Raw genomic sequence first — 19,577 nt, 5'->3', positions numbered from 1 at the left:
CAGATCCACAAGCGCGTCGGGTTATTCAGTGTCACGGCGCCTCAAGAGTCATCTGCTACAGCACCTCGGCACGAACCTGGGCGACGCCTCGACTCGTAATCCCCAAGCTGCGCGCGGCAGCGAGCGAGAGATCGAGGACGCGGCCACGAATGAACGGGCCTCTGTCATTGATGGTGACGATGACGCTGCTTCCTCCATGGGTCACGCGGACCTTGGTGCCAAAGGGCAGGCTGCGATGCGCTGCCGTGAGGTGGTTCCGATTGAATGACGAACCGCTCGCTGTCTTGCCTTTGGAATACCAATAATAGGAGGCCTTTCCCGAAAAGACTCGATTGAAAGATCGCATGCCCGAGCGATCAGCCGATGGCTCCTGTGCGGTTGGAGGTGGCGCCTCAATCTGACCCTTGTTCGTCTGTTCGAGTCCAGCAGGCGCCGGCTCTGCTTGTGCCTTCGGAATGATAAACCATCGGTCGTTGAAATCCTGTGCTGCAGCGCCATTTGCGTTCAATCCGATCCAAGCAGGGACTGTCGCAATCGCCGCCATTCTGATGAGAGGATGCATCGTCGGCCTCATGAACGATTGAAGATCAAGCCGACAATGCAAGCTTCTGAGGTTGCGTTCCTTGAGACGCGCAGAATGGTGACGGCATACCGACCTCACCTCAAATAATAAGACATTTAATTCGTTGGAATTAAATATATTTAAATATTTAAATAGCCGAGTTCAGCTGCCGGCCCCGCGTCCCGGCGGAGGTGAGCAGCGCAATACGATCAGCTTTGGACGCACGGGGAGCGATCGTCATCATGGCCAGATCCCAAGCTTAAGAAGGTCGTGCGTAGCCAGATCGCAAGTGCCCTGGCTTGACGCCAACCTATCTCAAATACCCCACCACCATCCGCGTCGTCTCGTCCACCAGCACCTTCACCATCTTCTCGGGCAGCATCTCGGCGCTGTTCAGCACCGTGTTGTGCGCGATGGCTTCGATCGTGCTCACGCACATGAACGCTGCGAGCGCGGGGTCGAGCTTGCGCATCTCCTTGCGGTGGCGTTCGAGATAGGTGCGCACGAGGGCGTGGATTTCGTGGCTGTAGGCCTCGACCTCGGCGAGGTGGCCGGAGCGGGGGATCTGCTCGGCGAGCACGCGATGCAGGTTCGGGTCGATGTGATGAGCCTCGATCGCGACCGTAACGAGGCGACGCACGGCTTTCTCGATCGGGAGGTCGGCGACCTCCGCGAAGGCGGCGCGGACGAAATTCATGATCGCCTCGTTGTGGCGGTCGATCACGGCGGCGACGAGCGCCTCCTTGCTGGGAAAATATTGATAGAGCGAGCCGACGCTGACGCCGGCGATCTCTGCGATGCGGTTGGTGCTCGCTTTCTCAAAGCCTTCCTTGACCAGAATGCGAGCAGTTGCCTCGACCAGCGCGTCCACGGTGGCGCGGGATCGCTCCTGCGAGGCATTTTTCCGGGGTGTTGTGGACGGTTTGCGGGCCACGGACTTGTGATCTGAATGCGAGTAGGAAAAGCGAGTGAATGCTCGCATTATATCGACCAATGGCGGCGGGTCGGCAACCCTCTTCGTCGCCGGGTCGAAACAGCCGGATGGGGATGTGGCGATGAGCGTTGCAAGACTTGTATCGGCCTTTCAATTCTGTCCGGGCAGCTGCGTGTTTGGCGCGCGGGCGCCTCGCGATCCCGCCCCGAGCCTGCAGAGCCGCGCCTTCAACCTGCTGCTGCAACAGCTTCCGTACAAGGCGCAGCTCGCATCCGCCGAAGCGGTGCAGGCGCGCGTGCAGAAGCTGGCGCTGGCCCCGGCCTCTCATGAGCCGATCGGGGTCGGCGGCGGCGTCGAGGTGACGCTGACCAAGATGGGCGGCTGGCCCGTCTACTACACTGCCCCGGCGTCAGGCCACGAGGGCTGCAACTACGTCATGTTCCTGCACGGCGGCGGCTACATCAACGAGATCGTGCCGGCGCATTGGCGCTTCGTCGGGGAGTTGACGCGCAAGGCGCGAATCTGCTGCGTCGTGCCGATCTACCCGCTGGCGCCGCGGGCCACCGCCAAGGACGTGGTGCCGGCGACGGCCGAGCTGCTACGCATGCTGCTGGAAGACGCTGGCGATGCAAAGGTGACGGTCGTCGGCAATTCGGCCGGCGCTGGGCTTGCACTCGCCGCCTGCCAATGGCTGCGAGATCGCGGTCATCGGCAGCCGAGCCGGATGCTGCTGATCTCGCCCGCGGCCGATGCCTCGGTCAGCCGGCCGGAGCAGGTTGCGATCGCGGCGCGCGATCCGATCCAGGATATTCCGGGCATCGTCGAGGCGGCGCGCCTCTACGCCGGCGAGCTCGAGGTCGGCCATCCCTTCGTCAGCCCGCTCAACGGCGGCTTCCACGCGCTCGCGCCGATGACGATCTTTTCGGGCACGCGCGATCTTCTCTATCCCGACAGCGTCGATCTTGCCGCAAGGGCGAGGGCGGTGGGCGTGCCGGCCGAGCTGCATCTTTTGCGCGAGCAGCCGCACAACTTCGCGCTGATGCCGACGCCGGAGGGGCGGCGCGCGCGTGCGATCATCTTGCGTGAGGTGGCTTAGAGGGAGGGCGTGATCATTGTCACAGAGCGCCTGCCGTGATCGGTCTGGCGCTGTGTCCGCGCGGAGGGATAGGCGGCCCCCGGGCGTTTCCTCTTGGATTGATCGTTCTGGTATCCGTGGTCTCGGTACCAGTGGTTTTGCGGGGCCTTAGGCGTGGCCCTTGATCTCATAGTGACCCGGCACGCATTTGTAGCGCTCGAGGCGCCAGTTCGCGTGATAGATCGGATGCTCACCCATCCACTTCGCGAGAGGCGCTTGTGCGCCGATCGCGCACTGCATCAGCGAAATCTCGGGTGTCATGTTGCTGTCGGTCACGATTTCCTCGACACAACTGCCTGAGCTGGCTGCGCCAAGCCGGCAAAGCACGGCAACGACGGTCACGAACATTCCTATCACCTCGTCGGTTGTTTCTGACCACGAAGAGGATGCAAGCGGAGTGCCAGAGCCTGTGACACGCAAACAACACGCTGGCCTGGCCGACTCAATCCAGCGTCCACCCCCATTTGGCGATTCGGATTGTAAAAAAATTGCCATTAACCCGAAGCCGGACAAATACGGGGAACCCGCTGGAGAACACCTGGGAATGATCGATTGTCCGGGCCGTGTCGCCTATGAGCCACTTCACAAGGCCCGCGCGCAGCATCGCGCGTAGTCCGCCCGCCGAAATTACCGAAGGCGAAGAGGGCAAGCGCACGGCTTTTACCCGCGGATGTCGCGCTGCTACAGTTTTGCGCGCGCCGCGGTCAGCGGCGCCGTGACCAAGAAACACACCGACAAGGGGAGGGACCGAAGTCCCATGAAGGATTTTGCTGGAAAGATCGCAGTCATCACCGGCGGCGGCACGGGAATGGGGCGTGAGCTCGCGCGGCAGCTCGTCGCCGAAGGCTGCAACGTCGCGATGTGCGACGTCTCGGAAGCGGCGATGGCCGAGACCAAACGGCTCTGCGAAGTCGAGAAGCTGCCGCAGGGCCTGCGCGTCACGACGCACGTCGCCGACGTGGCGATCGAGGATCATCTGAAGCGGTTTCGCGATGAGGTCGCCGAGCAGCAGAAAACCGACAAGATCCATCTCTTGTTCAACAATGCCGGCATCGGCGGCGGCGGCAGCCTGTTCACCAACACCCGCGAGCAATGGGAGCGCACCTTCAACATCTGTTGGGGCGGGGTCTATCTCGGCGTGCGCAGCTTCCTGCCGATGCTGGTCGCGGCGGACGAGGCCCACATCGTCAACACCGCGAGCGTCAACGGCTTCTGGGCTTCGATCGGCATGGGGCAGGCGCACACCGCCTATAGCTCGGCGAAGTTCGCGGTGAAGGGATTTACCGAAGCGCTGATCAACGATCTTCGCCTGCACGCCCCACACGTCAAATGCTCGGTGGTGATGCCCGGCCATATCGGCACGTCGATCGTCTCCAATTCGCGCAAGGTGCAGAGCGGCGACGGCTCGGAGCGGCTCAACGCCGACGAGGTGGCACTGACCCGCAAGCGCATGGCCGCCGCCGGCGTGCCGGATGCAGACAAGATGTCGGACGAGGACATCCAGGCCGCGTTCGCCGAGCGCGCCCGCAGCTTCCTGGAGGACGCGCCGACCACGGCCGTCCAGGCGGCCAAGATCATTCTGGACGGCGTCAAGGCGGAGCGGTGGCGCATCCTCGTCGGCGCGGATGCCGAGCGCCTCGACGAGCGCGTGCGCGCCACGCCGGAGCAGGCTTACGACCGTGCCTTCTACGAAAGTTTTACGCAGGAGGTCGGCTGGCGGCTTGGTTGAGGCCGCCGCCAGGGCGCCCACCCATCGCACCCGAGGAGGTGCGTCAGCGCCGTCTCGAAGGAGAGGCGTGCGCGCACGCCGCCGCTAGGGCGCATATTCGTTAGCGTGCCAACGAGGCGCGCTAATATGGCTATGATGGTCGTCATGGCAAGAGATGCTCGGACAATTCTATGTGTCAGCTGCTGCCAATGTTCGTCGCGCACCATGTGCTGTTGGAATGTCACCCATCCGTCATGACGATGTTCAAGCGATGTTGATCTCAAATGCCTGTAATGGCGCGCGAGGCGGCTTGGTCGGCGATCTGAAATGGTTTAGTCAATCGGCGTAACGCGACGATTAGAGCGTAGCTTTCGATGATGCCCGCATGCCTCTCCGACGACTGGACCTTTTGCCCGGAGCGAGAGGACATTTCAGCTGAGTTCACGCGGCTGCTCACGGCGGCCCAGGAGGGCGGCGCCACGATCGCGGAATGCCTGATGATCGCGCGGCAGCTGAAGCCCGACGACGACCGCTCCTGGCACCGCGAGTGGAAGAAGCTGGCGCAGACCAATCGGCAGCGCGCGGAGGCCGCGTTCGCGGAGGGCCACCGCGCCAGTGCGCAGCGCAATTGGCTGCGCGCCATGAACTATTATGGGGCCGCAGCGATGCCGCTCGACGCCGCCGACGAGCGCCGCTGGGTGGCGGTGCTGGCCACGCAGGAATGCGCGCGCAGCTACCTCACCGCGCGCAGGCCGGCCGGCGAGGTGGTGACGATACCCTGGCTCGACGGGCATTCGCTGCAGGGCTATTTCCTTCCTGCGTCGTCGGGGACGGAGCCGGCGCCGACTGTGATCTGCATCGGCGAGCCCGGCCACCGCAAGGAAGAATTTCTTTTCAAGCTCGAGCCGCACTCACGCGAGCGCGGCTTCTCGATGCTGGCGCTCGACCTATTCGGCGACCAGCGCGACGATTTTCTCGATGCGCTCTTGCGGCGCAAGGATCTCGAGAGCGCGATCCCCGGCGTCATGGACTATCTGGAGACGCGGCAGGACGTAGATTTCGCACGTGTCGGGATCATCGCCGATGGCTGGGGCTCGTCCTTCGTGGCGCGCGCGGTGCTGCAGGAGCCGCGGCTTGCTGCCGCCGTCTGCGACGGCGGCCTGTGGGACCTGCACGAGCGGGCCTTCTTCGCCAGCCGATTCGCGATGAGCGACGTCAGCATCGTCCCTGTGCCGCACGCGCCGCTGATGGCCTCCAGCGCCGATTGCCCGGTGCTGATCACGCTCGGCGAGGACGGCTGGCTCAAGGCCGACCGGGCGCGTCAGCTCGTCCAGAACTCCCGGTTCGGCAGCTCGGATGTCACGCTGAAAGTGTTCACCGCGGTGGAGACCGGCGCGGCGCAGGCCCATGCCGACAATCCGAGCCTTGCCAACGAGTATATCTTCGACTGGCTGGAATCGCGGCTCGGCGGCGCCGGGCGAATCTAGCGGCGAGCTGTCAGAGGTCCAGGCTGAGGCGGACGCAGGCCTTTTCCAACCGGGTCTTCAGCGTCGCGAGCTTGGTGGTGAATTCGGCGAGCTCGGCCTCGTCGAACTCCTGGAAGACGAATTCCTTGATGGTCTTGTACTGCTCGTTGAGGCTCGCCAGGTGCTTCTGCGTCTTCTCCGTCAGGGACAGCCGGACCACGCGCGCGTCGGTCGGCGAGGGGCGGCGGCGCAACAGGCCCTTCTTTTCCAGCAGCTTGGACTGGGTGGTGACGAAGGACGGATCGACGTGGAGGAGCTTGGACACGACGTTGACCGGAATGCCGTCGTCCTTGTCGAGGTCGGAGATCGCCATCAGGATCAGCCATTGCGGCCCGCTGATGCCGAGCGTCCTCGCCCAGAACTGACGCAGCTCCTCGAGATACATGTTGATCGACGATATCTCCCAGGTGAATCGCCTGATGATATCCAGGTTGCCGATGGTGCGCAGGCGCGCCCCCTCTTTCCTCGTCGCGGACACAGCGTCACTCCCGCAAGCTGATTCTCTTTCCGATCGTTCGTTTGCGGGCATAGTCCACGCAACTCTGCTCTGACGCAAGTGCAGAGCAGGCTAATTGTGTCACGAAAACTACAAATATGACCCGATCAACCTTCTCGGCCCACCCCCGGTGTTGCGCCGCGGACACAGGGTTAGTGAAACTACAAAGCTGATCTAATAAACTATTTTGATTAACGGAGTTGCGCGGGCATATTGATCCGTGACGGTGGGGGGTTCTCGATCGTCCCGTTGCAGGTGGTTCGCTCACGTCCCTCGCGAATGCGGGTACGTCCGAAAACGCGAAGCGGCCGAGCGGATTTGATGAAGAGACGGGGATCTGGGGGGCCTCATGGTCCGGTCTCCGCTAAATGAGCAACTTGGAGGTTTTAAATGAAAGTGGTGAAGAGCCTTTTGCTCGGCACTGCGGCGGGATTGATCGCCGTTGGTGGAGCTCAGGCAGCTGATCTTCCGGTCAAGGCCAAGGCGGTCGAGTACGTGAAGATCTGCTCGCTCTACGGCGCAGGTTTCTACTACATGCCGGGCACCGATACCTGCATCAAGCTGGGTGGTTACATCCGCGCCGACATGCTTCTCGGCGGCGGCGGCGACTATGGCTTCAGGAACAGCTCGAGCACTGTGAACGGCGGGTCCAACAACCGTCTGACCAACTACTATTTCACCCGCGCTCGTCTGGACTTCAACATCGATACCCGCACGGCGACCGAATACGGCGTCGTTCGCACCTACGCCGACCTCGTCGTCAGCTATGACTCCACGAACGTCACTGGCAGCAATCCCTCGGCGTTCTCGACCAGTTCGGCTTCGCTCGGTCTCTACCATGCGTTCATCCAGTTCGCCGGCTTCACCTTCGGCCGCACGGTCTCGATCTTCGACGCTCCTTGGCAGAGCTATCCGGCGGGCGGCCCCGATACCATTCCGGGCGGCTCCAACCACGTCAACGGCGTGAACCAGGTTGCCTACACGGCTGACTTCGGCCAGGGCATCACTGCTTCGTTCGCGCTGCAGGACGAGACGTCGGCGAACAATGGTCAGTCGAACCTCTGGAACGTGTCGTCGGGTACGGCGGCGCAGTTCGTGACCGGCGTCTATGGCGCCAGCGCTTGGGGCGGCACGCGCATGCCCGAGGTGATCGGTCAGGTTCGTGTCGACCAGGCCTGGGGTCTGGCGCAGATCTCGGTCGCGGCCCATGAGCTGCATTCAGCCTATTACGGCGCGACTGAAGTCTCCGGTCATCCCTCCGACAAGTGGGGCTGGGCCGTGCAGGGCGCCTTGTCGATCAAGAACATCCCGACCGGCGCGGGTGACGTCATCAACCTGCAGGCCGTCTACACGGACGGTGCGACCCGCTACAACTTCCAGAGCCTGTTCCCGCAGAGCTTCTTCATGTTCAGCGGCAGCGGCAACGGCGCCTATCAGAGCACCGGGTTCGCCGGTGTCGCCGACGGCGTGTTCGGAACCGGTACCGGCATCGACACCGTCAAGACCTGGGGCTTCCGTGGTGGCTATACCCACAACTGGAGCCCGAACTGGGCCAGCGCCATCTACGGTGGCTATGCCCAGCTGAGGTACGGCACGACGGGCAAAGGCCTGATCTGCACCAACTTCGCTGCGATAGCCGTGGCCGGTTCGACCTGTAATCCGGACTTCAACTTCGCGGTGGTCGGTGTGAACACCGTGTGGACCCCGGTCAAGGGCCTGGCGTTCACTGCCGACTTGAGCTGGTCGCGTCTGGACCAGAAGTACTCGGGCGCAATCAACAGCCCCGGCATTGCCTCGGCTGCGAAGCCGGCGGCCGTGTACGAGCTGAAGGACCAGGACTCGGTGAGCATGCTGCTGCGCGCTCAGCGCAACTTCTGATCATCGATCGCGCAAATCGATCGGAGAACCCCGGCGGGAAACCGCCGGGGTTTTTTCATGGGCAATGGTTTCGGAAATCGAATGGCCGTTGCGGAACACGAAGGCGAGCCATGCGATTCGATCGCATCAAACTTATTTACTTACCTGAGTTACTAAGCTATATAGCTTCTCAGCCAGATACGAAAGTTGCGGCTCTTAGCTTCATGCTAAGCCTCCAGAAACCTCCGGCGATGCCCCGCCGGAGGTTTTTTGTTGTCCAGATGCCCGCAATGTCAGCCGCGTATCGCGCGGGTGCGCGCCGGCGGCCGGTAGGCGAGGCGGCTGTGGCCGGCGCAATAGGGCTGGCCGTCCGGCGCCGTGTTGCCGCAGAAGCAGAAATCGTCTGCGCCCGGCGTCGAGATCGGCCAGCGGCAGCGATTCTCCGACAACTCCAGCAACGAGCAGCGGTTGGCCTCGTCGATTGGGCCGGCAAACACCGGCGCATCGGTCTCGCCATAGATCGTGGCGAGCATCTCGTATTGCAGGCGCGGCACGGCCTTGCGCATCCGCGCCGGCGCCAGGCCTCTGTCCTGGACCTTGCGGTCGTCGACCGTCCGGCCGCGCGTCAGATTGAGCCGCGACAATTTGCCGATCACCGCGTTGCGGCTGACGCCGATGTCGGCGGCGATCTCGCGACAGGAGAGGCCGGCCTCGAAGTGCTGCTTCAGGAGTTCGATTCGTTCGTCGGTCCAGGTCGGTGAGAGAACAGGCATTTGTCGGCGATCCCAGGTTGCAGATGTCGGCCATCCGCGGTCTCGAGATCCGTCCGCCTCACGTACCGAGCGCGCTCACGTCCTGCCATTGTCGCGGATCGACAGAAGACCGTCCTTGATGGCGAGACGGATGCCTTCCTCGATCAATGTCCGTGCGACGCCGGGAACGCTGGTGCCGTGGGTGCCCTGTCTCACCAGCTTCTCCAGATACGCGATGGTCGAGAGCGCCAAGGTTACGGGAATGCGGTCAGTCTCGGCTTTTTCGGTGGCCATGGCCCGAACGCTAGCCTCTTACTCGGGTACATAAAAGTAACGATTAAGACTCTATTTAGGTTCGGGGGTGGAAGTCAAATGCAGGCTGTGCGTGACGCTCAGCATGTTGGAATCGCACGGGAAATTACCTACGACTCAGCGCACCGCGCGGTAGGCCGGGCGGCGGGGTCGTCAATCGGTCGGGGAAGGGGCGGCCCGGCTTAGCCGTGCACGATCGCCTTTTCGATCATGCAATGGATGCCTTTGGCGCCATTGACGGTCTGGGTCACCCGGAGGTCGGCGGCGAGGCTGCAAAGCGTGTAGGCATCTTCGCGGGACAGATTTCGCGTTTCGCCGAGCAGCGCGATCATGTCGCGTAGCGCGCGCACCACGCATTGGTCGAGATCGGGGTCCATCGCCATGGTCATGTAGTGCGTCGGCGTCTCGGCGCGGGGGTAGTCGAGCTTCAGGTCCTTGCGCAGCGTCAGGCGGAAGCGGCCCTGCAGAGCGGTCTCGATTGCGGTAACGCAGACCTCGCCGTCGCCCTGCACGCCATGGCCGTCGCCGCAGGAGAACATCGCACCTCGCACGAATACCGGCAGATACAGCGTCGCACCTGCGCCGAGCTCCTTGTTGTCGAGATTGCCGCCCATCGCGCGCGGAATCAGCGAGGAGATGCGTCCCCAGGCTGGCGGCGGCGATACGCCCATCACGCCGAAGAACGGCTTCAGCGGCAGGTCGAGGCCCCACGGCATGCGGCCGACCATCCTGGTACGGTCGAGCGGAATGTTCAGGATCCGCGTCTCGTGGAAATCGTCGGGCAGGGTGCCGGACAGCGGCTTGATCATGTTCCAGCCCCAATCCTGCCGGAGCTGCACGTCGAGGATCTCGACCGCGAGCACGTCGCCGGGCTCGGCCCCTTCGACCGCGATCGGACCGGTGAGGATGTGGCCCGGCAGCATGCGCTCGTTTTTGGCATGAACCTGGTGCATCTCGGGCGGAATGTGAAACCTGTCGCGATCAGGCAGCATGTCGGGACCGCCGCTGATGGTGTCGACCGTCACCTCGTCGCCGCTGGCCACGGTGAGGACGGGCTTGAGTGCGGCTTCGAAGAAGCCCCAATGGCAGGTTTCGGGGCTGGAATGCAGGTGATGATGGGTCATTTGCCGCGTCCGGTTGGTTTGATCGGTCCGGGCTTGACCCGGCGATCGATCCTCTTTCAAGAAGGATTTCCGAACAAGGCCGGGCCGGCCAAGCCCGGGCATGGCAGGCACGATCATTCCAGCGAGGCTCCTCTGTTTTTCGCTCTCTCCAAGACCATCGGTGTCGCGCTGCTGCCGATCAATCTTCTGGTCGAGCTCGGAATTGTGTCTGTCGTGCTGATGGCGACGCGCTTTGCCGCGTTTGGCCGCCGGCTTGCCGTGACCACGCTGGTGCTGCTGGCGCTCGCGGCGTTCTCGCCGCTCGGCAATCTCCTGATCTACCCGCTGGAGTCGCGCTTCCCGGCGTGGGACGCCTCGCGCGGCGCGCCCGACGGCATCATCGTGCTTGGCGGCTCGGTCGACACCGACCTGTCGGCGGCGCATCGCACGCCGGTCGTCGCGCACGCGGCCGATCGTCTGTTTGCGCCGGCCGAGCTTGCGCGCCGCTACCCCAATGCGCGCATCGTCTTCACCGGAGGCTCCGCGAACCTGGTGTCGAGCGAGGCCAGGGAGGCCGACTATTCCGCGCCGATCCTGGAGAATCTCGGCATCGCGAAGGACCGCCTGATCCTCGAGCGTAACTCCCGCAACACCTGGGAGAATGCGATCTTCACCAAGCAATTGGTATCGCCAAAGCCCGGCGAGCGCTGGCTCCTGGTGACGTCGGCCTTCCATATGCCGCGCTCGATGGGAATCTTCCGCAAGGCCGGATTTGACGTCGAGGCCTATCCGGTGGACTGGCGGATGGGGGGACGTGAGGATCTATTCTCCTTCACCAACATGGGCGCGGACGGCTTGAGACGAACCGAAGTTGCGGTGCGCGAGTGGATCGGTCTTACCGCTTACCGTCTGATGGGCAGGATCTCCGAGTTGCTTCCGGGACCGGGCAGGGACTAGAACGAAGCCGCAGAACAAGAATACGCGGCGCACCATCGCCGGCGCGGAGGAAGCCATGCAACAGCAGAGTACGGACAGGATCGACCTTGCCGGCCTCGTCGCCGATCTCAACAGCCTGCTGCGGCTGAAGACGAACGTGATCGGCATGAAGCTGTTCGCGAGGGTCGCAGAAATGGAGGCGATCCCGAAGATCCGCCGCCCGAACGCAATTCACACCACCGACCAGATCGTCAGCATGGCCGCGCGCCTGGGCTGGACCGTCGGCATCACCGCCGACGATCTCGTGGGTAGCCAATGCCGTGCGGTGATCGGTCTTGCGCCGCAGGACGAGAAATGGCTCGCCGGCGAAAACTATGTCGGGGTCTGGCACGGCACGGCGGAAGATGCGCGCAAGCGCCAGGCGGCGCTGGACGTGGTTCCGTTCGGGCAATATCAGGCGCTCGCCGTCAGCCCGCTCGCGAGCGGCCGGCTCGATCCTCCCGATATCTGCCTCGTCTATGCGACGCCGGGGCAGATGATCATCCTGATCAACGGGCTGCAATATATCGGTTACAAGAAGTTCGAATGGGGCGTGGTCGGCGAGACCGCCTGCGCGGATTCCTGGGGGCGGGCGCTCAAGACCGGGGAGCCCAGCCTATCCTTGCCATGCTATGCCGAACGGCGCTATGGCGGCGTGCCGGACGAGGAGATGCTGATGGCCTTGCAGCCCTCGCATCTCGCCAAGGCAATCGAGGGCATGAAGGCGCTGGCGAAGAACGGCCTGCGCTACCCGATCCCGCCCTATGGCATTCAAAGCGACGTCCGTGCCGGCATGGGCGTGAGCTACGCGAAGAAGTAAAGGCCGATCATGAGCTCTGCGAAATTCGACATCGTCGTCTACGGCGCAACTGGCTTCACCGGTCAGCTCGTCGCCGAATATCTGGCGGCGCACTACAAGGACGACAAGGCGCTCAGATGGGCGATGGCGGGACGCAGCCTCGACAAGCTGACATCGGTGCGCGACGCCATCGGCGCGCCGGCCGACACGCGGCTGATCGTGGCGGATGCGTCGGATGCGGCGTCGCTGAAGGCGATGGTGGCGCAGACCAAATCGGTGATCACGACGGTGGGCCCGTACCAGTTCTACGGCGAGGACCTGCTAGCGGCCTGCGTCGCCGCGGGCGTCGATTATTTCGATCTCTGCGGCGAGCCGGTCTGGATGCGGCAGATGATCGACAAGTACGAGGCTGCGGCGAAAACGAGCGGCGCCCGCATCGTGTTCTCCTGCGGCTATGATTCCGTGCCGTTCGAACTCGGCACCTTCTTCGTGCAGGAGGAAGCCAGGCGCGTGTTCGGCGCGCCGGCAGCGCGCGTGAAGGGCCGCGTGCGCGACATGCGCGGTACGCTGTCAGGCGGCACCGCGGCGAGCGCGAAGGCGACCTTCGATGCCGTCGCCAAGGACCTCAGCCTCGTCGCCATCCTCAACGACCACTTCGCGCTGACGCCTGATTTCACCGGCCCGAAGCAGCCCAAGGGCAACAGGGCGGTCTTCGAGGAGGACCTGCAATCCTGGGCTGCGCCGTTCATGATGGCTCTGATCAACACCCGCAACGTCCACCGCTCCAACATGCTGATGGGCTTTCCCTACGGGAAGGACTTCGTCTACGACGAGATGGTGCTGACTGGCCCCGGCGAGAAGGGCGAGGCCAACGCCAAGCGCGTGATGGCAGCCAATGCCGAGAAGACCGGGCCGAACGCGCCGAAGCCGGGCGAGGGCCCGTCGAAAGAGGAGCGGGAGAACGGCCTGTTCAACCTGCTTTATGTCGCGATCGCCCCCGACGGCCGCATGGTCCGCGCCGGCGTCACCGGCGACCGCGATCCCGGCTACGGCTCGACCTCCAAGATGATCTCCGAATGCGCCATCTGCCTGCTGCGCGATGCGAGCGACGTTCCCGCCGGCTTCTGGACGCCGGGCGCAGCGATGCAGCACAAGCTGATCAAGCGGCTGCAGGACAATGCCGGGCTGACGTTTGGGGTGGAGAGCTAGGTCGGCTCTCGTAGGGTGGGCAAAGGCGCAACGCGCCGTGCCCACCATCTCTCAGTGGTGGGCACGCTGTGCTTTGCCCACCCTACGGCACCGTCTCTGTCACGCCGCCCTTGCATCATACGCGTACATGAAGTCCATGCCCTTGGCGCCCAGCGGCAGCAGCCATTTCAGCATCTGATTGCGCATCCAGGCGCCGGTGGCGCTGAACTCGCGCTTGCTGTTGCCGTTGCGGCGGGCGATCGCGACGATCTTCTCGGTGCGCGGGCGGCGCTCGGCCTCGAAGGCTTGGAAGGTGGCGCCGAGCTCCTGGCCCTCCTGCATCAGCCGAGCAAACCGCATCGCGTCCTCCAGCGCCAGCGAGGCGCCCTGGCCGGCATGGGGGCTGGTCGCGTGCGCGGCATCGCCGATCAAGAGCGATCGCTTGCGCGACCAGGTCGGCAGGGTCGCGACGTCGAGCGTGTCGGTGACCACGATGTTCTCGGCCGCTTCGATGATCGCGGGGATCGGATCATGCCAGCCGTGATGGAAGCTGCGCAGATGCTGCTTCAGCGTCGCATGGTCGAGCGCGCGGAACGTCGCCGCGTCCATGCCGTGCGCCGGCTGCGTGCTCCACCACATCACGCCGTCTTTTCGATCGGAGCTGCAATAGCCGTAGCCGAAGAAGCCGCTCTGTCCGAAGGTCGTTTCGACGTGCTGGCCGCTGGATCTGCCGTCGAGCACGGCATGCGGCACGAAGCCGCCGAAGCCGATCAGGCCGGTGTCGAACGGCTGCGGGCCGTCAGGCACGACCTGGCGGCGCACGACCGAGTGCACGCCGTCGGCGCCGATCAGGAAGTCGCCTTCGGCGGTGGTGCCGTCGGCGAAGTAGGCGATGATCGGCTGGTCGCCGCGATCCTCGATCTTGATCAGGCGCTTCTCGAAATAGAGCGAGACAGAGGCGCACCAGGCCTTGTCGATCAGGATCTCGTTCAGCGTGGCGCGCGCGATGTTGACGGCCGGCTGGCCGAAGCGCCGCGCCAGGTCGCGGTTGATCGAGCCGAGCTTCTTGCCGCCCTGCGAATAGAAGTCGAAGGCTTCCGCGACCGAGCCGCGGCTGATCAGCTGCTTCGCCAGCCCGATCTCCTCCAGGACATGCATGCCGTTCGGTGCGATCTGCAGGCCGCCGCCGATCCCTTTCGAATAGGGCCAGGCCTCGTAGATCGCGGATTCGATGCCGGCGCGGCGCAGCAGGATCGCGGCGACGGGTCCGGCGATGCCAGCGCCGATGATCAGCGCCTTGCGGGGACGGTGGGCCATGGCTTGCTCCCGACGTTTCCGCGGTGCTAGGAGAAAACACGGTCGCTAAATATCTTAGCGACTAAGATACATGTCGAGTAAGATAAGGGGCCGGTCTTGTCAAGGACGAAGGCGCGCGCGACGCTGTTGCTGGAGCTCGAGGAGGCGATGCGCAGGTCGTCGGCACAAGGCGTGCTTTACGGCCAGACCGTCGCCAATGTTGCCGGAATTGCCAATTCCGACCTCGAATGCATGGACATCCTGTATCTCGAGGGCCGCGTCACCGCAGGGAGGCTCGCCGAGGTTACGGGCCTGACGACCGGTGCGATCACCGGCGTGGTCGACCGGCTCGAGAAGGCCGGCCTGGTGCGCCGCGAGCGCGACGAGAAGGACCGTCGCAAGGTGTTCATCGCGGTCGTGCCCGAGGCGATCGCAAAGCTCGGCCAATTCTACGTGCCGATGCAGCAGGCGATGGAGAAGGTCTTCGGCGCCTATTCCGACGAGGAACTGCGCTTGCTGCTGCGCTTTGCCAATGAGGCTCACAAGGGTGTGCTGGCGGCAACCGAGGCGCTGAAGGGGTTGCTCGATACGCCCCCGGAGAAGCGGCCCAAGCTCAAGCTGAAGAAGCGTCCTCGCCAGTCCTAGCCTTGTAGACCTGCGCCGCCGCGATCATGCCCCACACAGCGCCCAGCATCATCCAGAAGTGGCGCCAGTGGTCGGTGTCGATCACCAAGCTTTCGCCGACGGTGCCGAGGAAGGCGGAAAAGATCGCGAGGTAGGCGCGCTGCCACGGCACACGGATGAAGACGTGGCGGAAACCCATGATGACGGTGGTGAAGACCAGCGCGGGATAGCACACGCCGGAGAGCCAGCCGCCGGACATGAAGGCGTTGAGGTAGGAGTTGTGGGTGTCCTCGGGGAAGTAGCGGTTGAATTGCAGTGGACCGATGCCGAACGGCAGATCGAGCGCCATCTCCGCACCCAGGATGTGCCGGCCGAACCGGCCGAAGCGGCCTTCGTCATAGCTCTGGCCGAAGCTCGCGCGCTGCTTGAACATCTCCGCCGTGGAATCGAGCGACAGCAGCACGGCGATCAGCGCGAGGCCGAGCACCGCGGCGACAATCGCCATGATGACGATGCGCGAACGTTGCGCATTGGTGCGGCTGGTCAGCACCATCAGCGCCAGCATGAAGGCGGAGGTCAGCACCAGGCCGCCCCAGGCCGCGCGAGAGAAGGCGAGCAGGATCGCCAGGGACATGATGCCGAAGGCGATGACGTTGCGGAATGCCTTGGCCAATTTATCGGAGACCACGCTCTGAAGCGCGAACAGCGCCGGCAGGATCAGGTAGGCGCCGAGCACGTTCGGGTCCTTGAACGTACCGCGCGCGCGGCCGTAGAGCGTCAAGAGGTCGTTGCCGCCGGGAACCAGGTGGAAGTAGCCGGCGATCGCCAGCAGCGAGGCAATCATCGCGCCGACCATGAGGCCGCGGCGGAGCATGTCGAGCCGGGCTTCGGTGTCCTCGGACATGACCATGGCGAAGAAGACCACGGTCACCGCCATGTACCAGGAGGTCGCGATCCAGCTCACCACCTCCGTCCGCTCGAACAGCGGGATCGCGCTGATGGTGTAACCGACATTGAGCAGGATCAGCATCAACACCAGCGGCATCAGCACAAGCCGCAGCCGCAGCCCGGTAGCGAAAAAGGTGACGGTCGCGAGCAGCGTCGCGATCTCGTAAGGGCTCGGCTCTATGAAGACGATGGCGCCAGAGGCGCCGACCAGCCATACCAGCGCGCGCTGCAGGGCCAGCACGCCGGGCGCGGCTACGTTCACTCCACCGGCTGTTGCCGCATACGCCATCACATGCTCACGCTACTCGCACGCCACACAACGCCGTCATTGCCCGGTTTGACCGGGCGATCCAGTCCTCCGCGGCAGCCATTGCGCAAAACAGCTGCCGCAGCGGCGTACTGGATGCCCCGGTCCCGGCTCCGCCAAGGCTTCGCCGGGCCTTCAGTGTTCGGCCGGCGAAGCGTTAGCGAAGACGGCAGGCCGGGGCATGACAGAGAAACTCAACTCAATACGCGTTCTCGTTCTTGGTCAGCAGCGAGACCGGCGTCTTCAGGAGAATGACGAGGTCGAGCAGCACCGACCAATTCTCGATGTAATAGAGGTCGAACTCGACGCGCTTCTGGATCTTCTCTTCGTTGTCGATCTCGCCGCGCCAGCCGTTGATCTGGGCCCAGCCGGTGATGCCCGGCTTGACGCGGTGGCGGGCGAAATAGCCGTCCACGGCTTCGTCGAACAGCCGGCTCTGCAGCTTGCCCTGCACCGCATGCGGTCGCGGGCCGACCAGCGACAGATTGCCTGCGAACACGACGTTGAAGAGCTGCGGCAGCTCGTCCAGGCTGGTCTTGCGGATGAAGCGGCCGACGCGGGTGACGCGCGGATCGTTCTTGGTCACCACCTTCGAGGCGGTCGGATCCGCCTGATGGTGGTACATCGAACGGAACTTGTAGACGTCGATGCGCTCGTTGTTGAAGCCGAACCGCTTCTGACGAAACAGCACCGGGCCGGGGCTGTCGAGCTTCACGGCGAGCGCGACCAATGCCATCACCGGCAGGGCTGCGAGCAGCGCAAGGCTGCCGACGATACGGTCGAACAGCCATTTCATCACCAGGTCCCAATCGGTGATCGGCGCCTCGAACACGTCGAGCGTCGGCACCTCGCCGAGATAGGAATAGGAGCGGGGCCGGAAGCGCAGCTTGTTCGTGTGCGCGGAGAGGCGGATGTCGACCGGCAGCACCCAGAGCTTCTTCAGCATCTCCAGGATGCGCGTCTCCGCCGAGATCGGCAGCGCGAACAGCACGAGATCGACGCGGGTGCGGCGGGCGAACTCGACGATGTCGTCGACCTTGCCGAGCTTGCGCGCGCCGGCGCAGGTGTCGAGCGCGCGGCTGTCGTTGCGGTCGTCGAACACGCCGAGCACGTGGATGTCGGAATCCTCCTGCGCCTTCAGCGCCTCGACCAGTTGCTCGCCGTTGCTGTCGGAGCCGACGATGATGGTGCGGCGGTCGAGCCGGCCCTGGCGCGCCCAGGCGCGGACCAGCGCGCGCAGCACCAGGCGCTCGGCGATCAACGCGGCGAGTCCGAGGAAGTAGAAGGCGGCGAGCCACAGCCGCGAGATTTCGCTGCCGAACTTGGCGAAGAAGGAGATGCCGATGAAGAGCAGGAAGACGAACGACCAGGACGAGATCATCCGCGTCATCTGCCGGAGTTGGCCACGGAACAGCTGCACCTGGTAGATGTCGGCGGCCTGGAAGCAGACCACGGCGGCGATGGCGACGGCGATGACCTCGGCTGGATAGATCCAGCTGAACGCCCCCGCGAGCGGCATGACGTAGCCGAGATAGATTGCGATGCCGACGAGGCTCAGCAGCGCGAAATCGGCAAGGCGCACGAAGCCGGCGATCACGATCGGCGAATAGGCGCGGGCGACCTTCTGGTTGACGACGTCGAGCGCGGCAGGCGAGAGCCGGCGACGGCGCTCCACGAAGGGCTGGTCAGCGGGCTTTGCCGCAGCGCTGGCCGCGGCATCGAGCATCGAGCGTGCGTTGAGCGGTTCCACGGGCGTTCACGTCCATTCCAGAACCCGCGGCACGGCATTGCGCGCCCGGGCAAGCATACCCTGGCGCTTCGATTATCGAACAAATCGGAAGATTCTCTAAAGCTGGACTTAAGGATGGTTAATGATTGGCAAATGCGTCGCGATAGCCGGCGAGCACGCCCTCGACCATCGCGGCTTGCGAGAAGTGCGTCGAGATGCGCTCGCGCAAGGAGAGTGCGCGTTGCGCGGTGGTTTGCGGATGGTCCAGCGCTGCGGCGATCGCCTCCGCCATGGCCTCGGGATTGCTCGGCGCGAACAGTGCGGGGCTGCCAGCGCCCAGGATCTCGGGAATGCCGCCAATCTTGGATGCGATCATCGGAATGCCCGCGGCGCCGGCCTCGATCACGACATAAGGCATGGAATCGCCGCGCGAGGGGACGACGAGCAGCCGCCCCTTGGAGAAGCCGTAGCGCGCCTTGACGTGGCCGATGAAGCGGATGGCGTTCGCCAGGCCAAGCCGCTCGACCTGCGCCTTCAGCGCGGCCGTCTCCTCGCCGTCGCCGCCGAGCGTGAGCGTGACCTTCTTGCCGGCCTCGTGCAGGCGCGCCACGGCATCCACCAGCAGGTCGGCGCCCTTGATGTGCCTGAATTCGCCGACATAGCAGAGGTCGGTCGCATCCTCGGCGATGATGACCGGCTCGAATTCCTCCGGCGTCACGCCGTTGAAGACGCAATGCACCACGCCCTTGGGCGTGCCGACGATGCGCTGATAGGTGTCGCGGGCAAAGGCACTCTCGAACAGGAACAGGTCCGTCGAGTCCATCAGCGCGCGTTCGAGCCGCGCGTAGAACTCGCCCTTGAAGGTGTTGAGCGGATAGTGCAGCGAGCCGCCATGCGGGGTGTAGATACGGATCGTATCGTCCGAGCGCCGTCGCATGCGGATGAAGGCGCCGGCCTTGGCGCCATGACCGTGCAACACGTCGGGCTTGAGCGCAGTGATAAGCCGCCGCATGCGGAGCCATACCACGACGTCGTCCGGCGACGGTTCGCGGCGGATCGCCATGCGGTGTACGCCGAGCTTCAAGCGCGGCGCGAGCTCGGTCAATGCCTTGTCGGCACGCTCGCCGCCGGTGAGGCTGTCGGCGAGGATGCCGACATGATGGCCGCGGTCGACCTGGCCGTTGGCAACGTCCAGAATGTGGCGGAAGATCCCGCCGACCGGAGCGCGCACAGCGTGCAGGATGCGAAGCGGCCGGTCAGGAGAGGGGGGCATGATCAAAACCAGCTCGACGGCGACTGCCGAACAATTCTCACGAAATAATCGAG

At 64.2% G+C, this 19,577-nt stretch carries 19 protein-coding genes; 8 read left to right on the top strand and 11 right to left on the bottom strand.

Features of this window, described 5'->3' with window-relative positions:
- Nucleotides 1-55 precede the first annotated feature (55 nt).
- The gene (locus P0R31_RS04590; RefSeq protein WP_275513035.1) at nucleotides 56-562 is read right to left on the bottom strand and encodes a septal ring lytic transglycosylase RlpA family protein; all 507 of its coding nucleotides are present in this window, start codon (nucleotides 560-562) and stop codon (nucleotides 56-58) included.
- A 310-nt stretch (nucleotides 563-872) separates the two neighbouring features.
- Complete coding sequence (locus tag P0R31_RS04585; protein WP_275513034.1) at nucleotides 873-1,433, bottom strand: TetR/AcrR family transcriptional regulator; 561 nt, start codon at nucleotides 1,431-1,433, stop codon at nucleotides 873-875.
- 184 nt (nucleotides 1,434-1,617) lie between these two features.
- Here P0R31_RS04585 and P0R31_RS04580 point away from each other — a divergent pair, with 184 nt between their 5' ends.
- Nucleotides 1,618-2,592: an alpha/beta fold hydrolase gene (locus P0R31_RS04580; RefSeq protein WP_275513033.1), complete on the top strand. Its 975-nt coding sequence runs from the start codon at nucleotides 1,618-1,620 to the stop codon at nucleotides 2,590-2,592.
- A gap of 147 nt (nucleotides 2,593-2,739) precedes the next feature.
- Here the strand turns inward: P0R31_RS04580 and P0R31_RS04575 are convergent, their stop codons facing one another.
- Entirely contained in the window at nucleotides 2,740-2,979 is a 240-nt protein-coding gene (locus P0R31_RS04575) for a hypothetical protein (RefSeq protein WP_025036674.1), read from the bottom strand.
- Between the two features lie 409 nt (nucleotides 2,980-3,388).
- Here P0R31_RS04575 and P0R31_RS04570 point away from each other — a divergent pair, with 409 nt between their 5' ends.
- Both P0R31_RS04570 and P0R31_RS04565 read left to right on the top strand, forming a co-directional pair.
- A complete protein-coding gene (locus tag P0R31_RS04570; protein WP_275513032.1) occupies nucleotides 3,389-4,360 on the top strand; it encodes an SDR family NAD(P)-dependent oxidoreductase in 972 nt (323 codons plus the stop codon).
- Nucleotides 4,361-4,713: 353 nt separating this feature from the next.
- Nucleotides 4,714-5,826, top strand: a complete 1,113-nt coding sequence (locus tag P0R31_RS04565) for an alpha/beta hydrolase family protein (protein ID WP_275513031.1) — start codon at nucleotides 4,714-4,716, stop codon at nucleotides 5,824-5,826.
- A 10-nt stretch (nucleotides 5,827-5,836) separates the two neighbouring features.
- Here the strand turns inward: P0R31_RS04565 and P0R31_RS04560 are convergent, their stop codons facing one another.
- Nucleotides 5,837-6,343, bottom strand: a complete 507-nt coding sequence (locus tag P0R31_RS04560; RefSeq protein WP_036010395.1) for a MarR family winged helix-turn-helix transcriptional regulator — start codon at nucleotides 6,341-6,343, stop codon at nucleotides 5,837-5,839.
- A 408-nt stretch (nucleotides 6,344-6,751) separates the two neighbouring features.
- On the opposite strand from P0R31_RS04560, the gene P0R31_RS04555 reads away from it, so the two are divergent.
- Nucleotides 6,752-8,239: a porin gene (locus P0R31_RS04555; RefSeq protein WP_275513030.1), complete on the top strand. Its 1,488-nt coding sequence runs from the start codon at nucleotides 6,752-6,754 to the stop codon at nucleotides 8,237-8,239.
- Between the two features lie 272 nt (nucleotides 8,240-8,511).
- On the opposite strand, the gene P0R31_RS04550 is transcribed toward P0R31_RS04555, so the two are convergent.
- The 3 genes from P0R31_RS04550 to P0R31_RS04540 all read right to left on the bottom strand — a co-directional run bounded on the left by P0R31_RS04550 (nucleotide 8,512) and on the right by P0R31_RS04540 (nucleotide 10,406).
- On the bottom strand, nucleotides 8,512-8,991 hold the full coding sequence (locus P0R31_RS04550; RefSeq protein WP_275513029.1) for a GcrA family cell cycle regulator: 480 nt from the start codon (nucleotides 8,989-8,991) through the stop codon (nucleotides 8,512-8,514).
- A gap of 75 nt (nucleotides 8,992-9,066) precedes the next feature.
- On the bottom strand, nucleotides 9,067-9,264 hold the full coding sequence (locus P0R31_RS04545; protein WP_024341172.1) for a hypothetical protein: 198 nt from the start codon (nucleotides 9,262-9,264) through the stop codon (nucleotides 9,067-9,069).
- Nucleotides 9,265-9,464: 200 nt separating this feature from the next.
- Nucleotides 9,465-10,406, bottom strand: coding sequence for an acetamidase/formamidase family protein (locus P0R31_RS04540; RefSeq protein ID WP_157283510.1), 942 nt, complete (start codon nucleotides 10,404-10,406; stop codon nucleotides 9,465-9,467).
- Nucleotides 10,407-10,574: 168 nt separating this feature from the next.
- On the opposite strand from P0R31_RS04540, the gene P0R31_RS04535 reads away from it, so the two are divergent.
- The 3 genes from P0R31_RS04535 to P0R31_RS04525 are packed head-to-tail and all read left to right on the top strand — an operon-like array spanning nucleotide 10,575 to nucleotide 13,368.
- On the top strand, nucleotides 10,575-11,342 hold the full coding sequence (locus P0R31_RS04535; RefSeq protein WP_036010382.1) for a YdcF family protein: 768 nt from the start codon (nucleotides 10,575-10,577) through the stop codon (nucleotides 11,340-11,342).
- Between the two features lie 55 nt (nucleotides 11,343-11,397).
- On the top strand, nucleotides 11,398-12,180 hold the full coding sequence (locus tag P0R31_RS04530) for a DUF169 domain-containing protein (RefSeq protein ID WP_275513028.1): 783 nt from the start codon (nucleotides 11,398-11,400) through the stop codon (nucleotides 12,178-12,180).
- Nucleotides 12,181-12,189: 9 nt separating this feature from the next.
- Nucleotides 12,190-13,368: a saccharopine dehydrogenase family protein gene (locus P0R31_RS04525; protein WP_275513027.1), complete on the top strand. Its 1,179-nt coding sequence runs from the start codon at nucleotides 12,190-12,192 to the stop codon at nucleotides 13,366-13,368.
- Nucleotides 13,369-13,467: 99 nt separating this feature from the next.
- Here P0R31_RS04525 and P0R31_RS04520 read toward each other — a convergent pair whose 3' ends face one another.
- Nucleotides 13,468-14,664, bottom strand: a complete 1,197-nt coding sequence (locus tag P0R31_RS04520) for an FAD-dependent monooxygenase (RefSeq protein ID WP_275513026.1) — start codon at nucleotides 14,662-14,664, stop codon at nucleotides 13,468-13,470.
- A 147-nt stretch (nucleotides 14,665-14,811) separates the two neighbouring features.
- Here P0R31_RS04520 and P0R31_RS04515 point away from each other — a divergent pair, with 147 nt between their 5' ends.
- Complete coding sequence (locus P0R31_RS04515) at nucleotides 14,812-15,288, top strand: MarR family winged helix-turn-helix transcriptional regulator (protein WP_275513089.1); 477 nt, start codon at nucleotides 14,812-14,814, stop codon at nucleotides 15,286-15,288.
- On the opposite strand, the gene P0R31_RS04510 is transcribed toward P0R31_RS04515, so the two are convergent.
- The 3 genes from P0R31_RS04510 to P0R31_RS04500 form a co-directional block, all read right to left on the bottom strand.
- Nucleotides 15,257-16,504 (bottom strand): O-antigen ligase family protein, encoded by a 1,248-nt coding sequence (locus P0R31_RS04510; protein ID WP_275513025.1) that lies wholly within the window; start codon nucleotides 16,502-16,504, stop codon nucleotides 15,257-15,259. The two genes, P0R31_RS04515 and P0R31_RS04510, sit on opposite strands and share 32 nt — an antisense overlap.
- A gap of 217 nt (nucleotides 16,505-16,721) precedes the next feature.
- Nucleotides 16,722-18,272 (bottom strand): undecaprenyl-phosphate glucose phosphotransferase, encoded by a 1,551-nt coding sequence (locus tag P0R31_RS04505; protein WP_275513024.1) that lies wholly within the window; start codon nucleotides 18,270-18,272, stop codon nucleotides 16,722-16,724.
- Between the two features lie 118 nt (nucleotides 18,273-18,390).
- Nucleotides 18,391-19,524 (bottom strand): glycosyltransferase family 4 protein, encoded by a 1,134-nt coding sequence (locus P0R31_RS04500; RefSeq protein ID WP_275513023.1) that lies wholly within the window; start codon nucleotides 19,522-19,524, stop codon nucleotides 18,391-18,393.
- Nucleotides 19,525-19,577: the final 53 nt, after the last annotated feature.

The organism is Bradyrhizobium yuanmingense, assembly GCF_029167105.1.
GTDB classification, from domain to species: Bacteria; Pseudomonadota; Alphaproteobacteria; order Rhizobiales; family Xanthobacteraceae; genus Bradyrhizobium; species Bradyrhizobium yuanmingense_A.
This window is presented reverse-complemented; position numbering and strand designations above follow the sequence as displayed.

Bases quoted from the DNA above. Each gene is read 5' to 3' on its own strand.
- P0R31_RS04520 (WP_275513026.1), bottom strand. From the start codon at position 14,664: ATGGCCCACCGTCCCCGCAAGGCGCTGATCATCGGCGCTGGCATCGCC.
- P0R31_RS04590 (WP_275513035.1), bottom strand. From the start codon at position 562: ATGCATCCTCTCATCAGAATGGCGGCGATTGCGACAGTCCCTGCTTGG.
- P0R31_RS04555 (WP_275513030.1), top strand. From the start codon at position 6,752: ATGAAAGTGGTGAAGAGCCTTTTGCTCGGCACTGCGGCGGGATTGATC.
- P0R31_RS04510 (WP_275513025.1), bottom strand. From the start codon at position 16,504: ATGGCGTATGCGGCAACAGCCGGTGGAGTGAACGTAGCCGCGCCCGGC.
- P0R31_RS04550 (WP_275513029.1), bottom strand. From the start codon at position 8,991: ATGCCTGTTCTCTCACCGACCTGGACCGACGAACGAATCGAACTCCTG.
- P0R31_RS04530 (WP_275513028.1), top strand. From the start codon at position 11,398: ATGCAACAGCAGAGTACGGACAGGATCGACCTTGCCGGCCTCGTCGCC.
- P0R31_RS04540 (WP_157283510.1), bottom strand. From the start codon at position 10,406: ATGACCCATCATCACCTGCATTCCAGCCCCGAAACCTGCCATTGGGGC.
- P0R31_RS04525 (WP_275513027.1), top strand. From the start codon at position 12,190: ATGAGCTCTGCGAAATTCGACATCGTCGTCTACGGCGCAACTGGCTTC.
- P0R31_RS04575 (WP_025036674.1), bottom strand. From the start codon at position 2,979: ATGTTCGTGACCGTCGTTGCCGTGCTTTGCCGGCTTGGCGCAGCCAGC.
- P0R31_RS04570 (WP_275513032.1), top strand. From the start codon at position 3,389: ATGAAGGATTTTGCTGGAAAGATCGCAGTCATCACCGGCGGCGGCACG.
- P0R31_RS04565 (WP_275513031.1), top strand. From the start codon at position 4,714: ATGATGCCCGCATGCCTCTCCGACGACTGGACCTTTTGCCCGGAGCGA.
- P0R31_RS04515 (WP_275513089.1), top strand. From the start codon at position 14,812: ATGCGCAGGTCGTCGGCACAAGGCGTGCTTTACGGCCAGACCGTCGCC.
- P0R31_RS04580 (WP_275513033.1), top strand. From the start codon at position 1,618: ATGAGCGTTGCAAGACTTGTATCGGCCTTTCAATTCTGTCCGGGCAGC.
- P0R31_RS04500 (WP_275513023.1), bottom strand. From the start codon at position 19,524: ATGCCCCCCTCTCCTGACCGGCCGCTTCGCATCCTGCACGCTGTGCGC.
- P0R31_RS04545 (WP_024341172.1), bottom strand. From the start codon at position 9,264: ATGGCCACCGAAAAAGCCGAGACTGACCGCATTCCCGTAACCTTGGCG.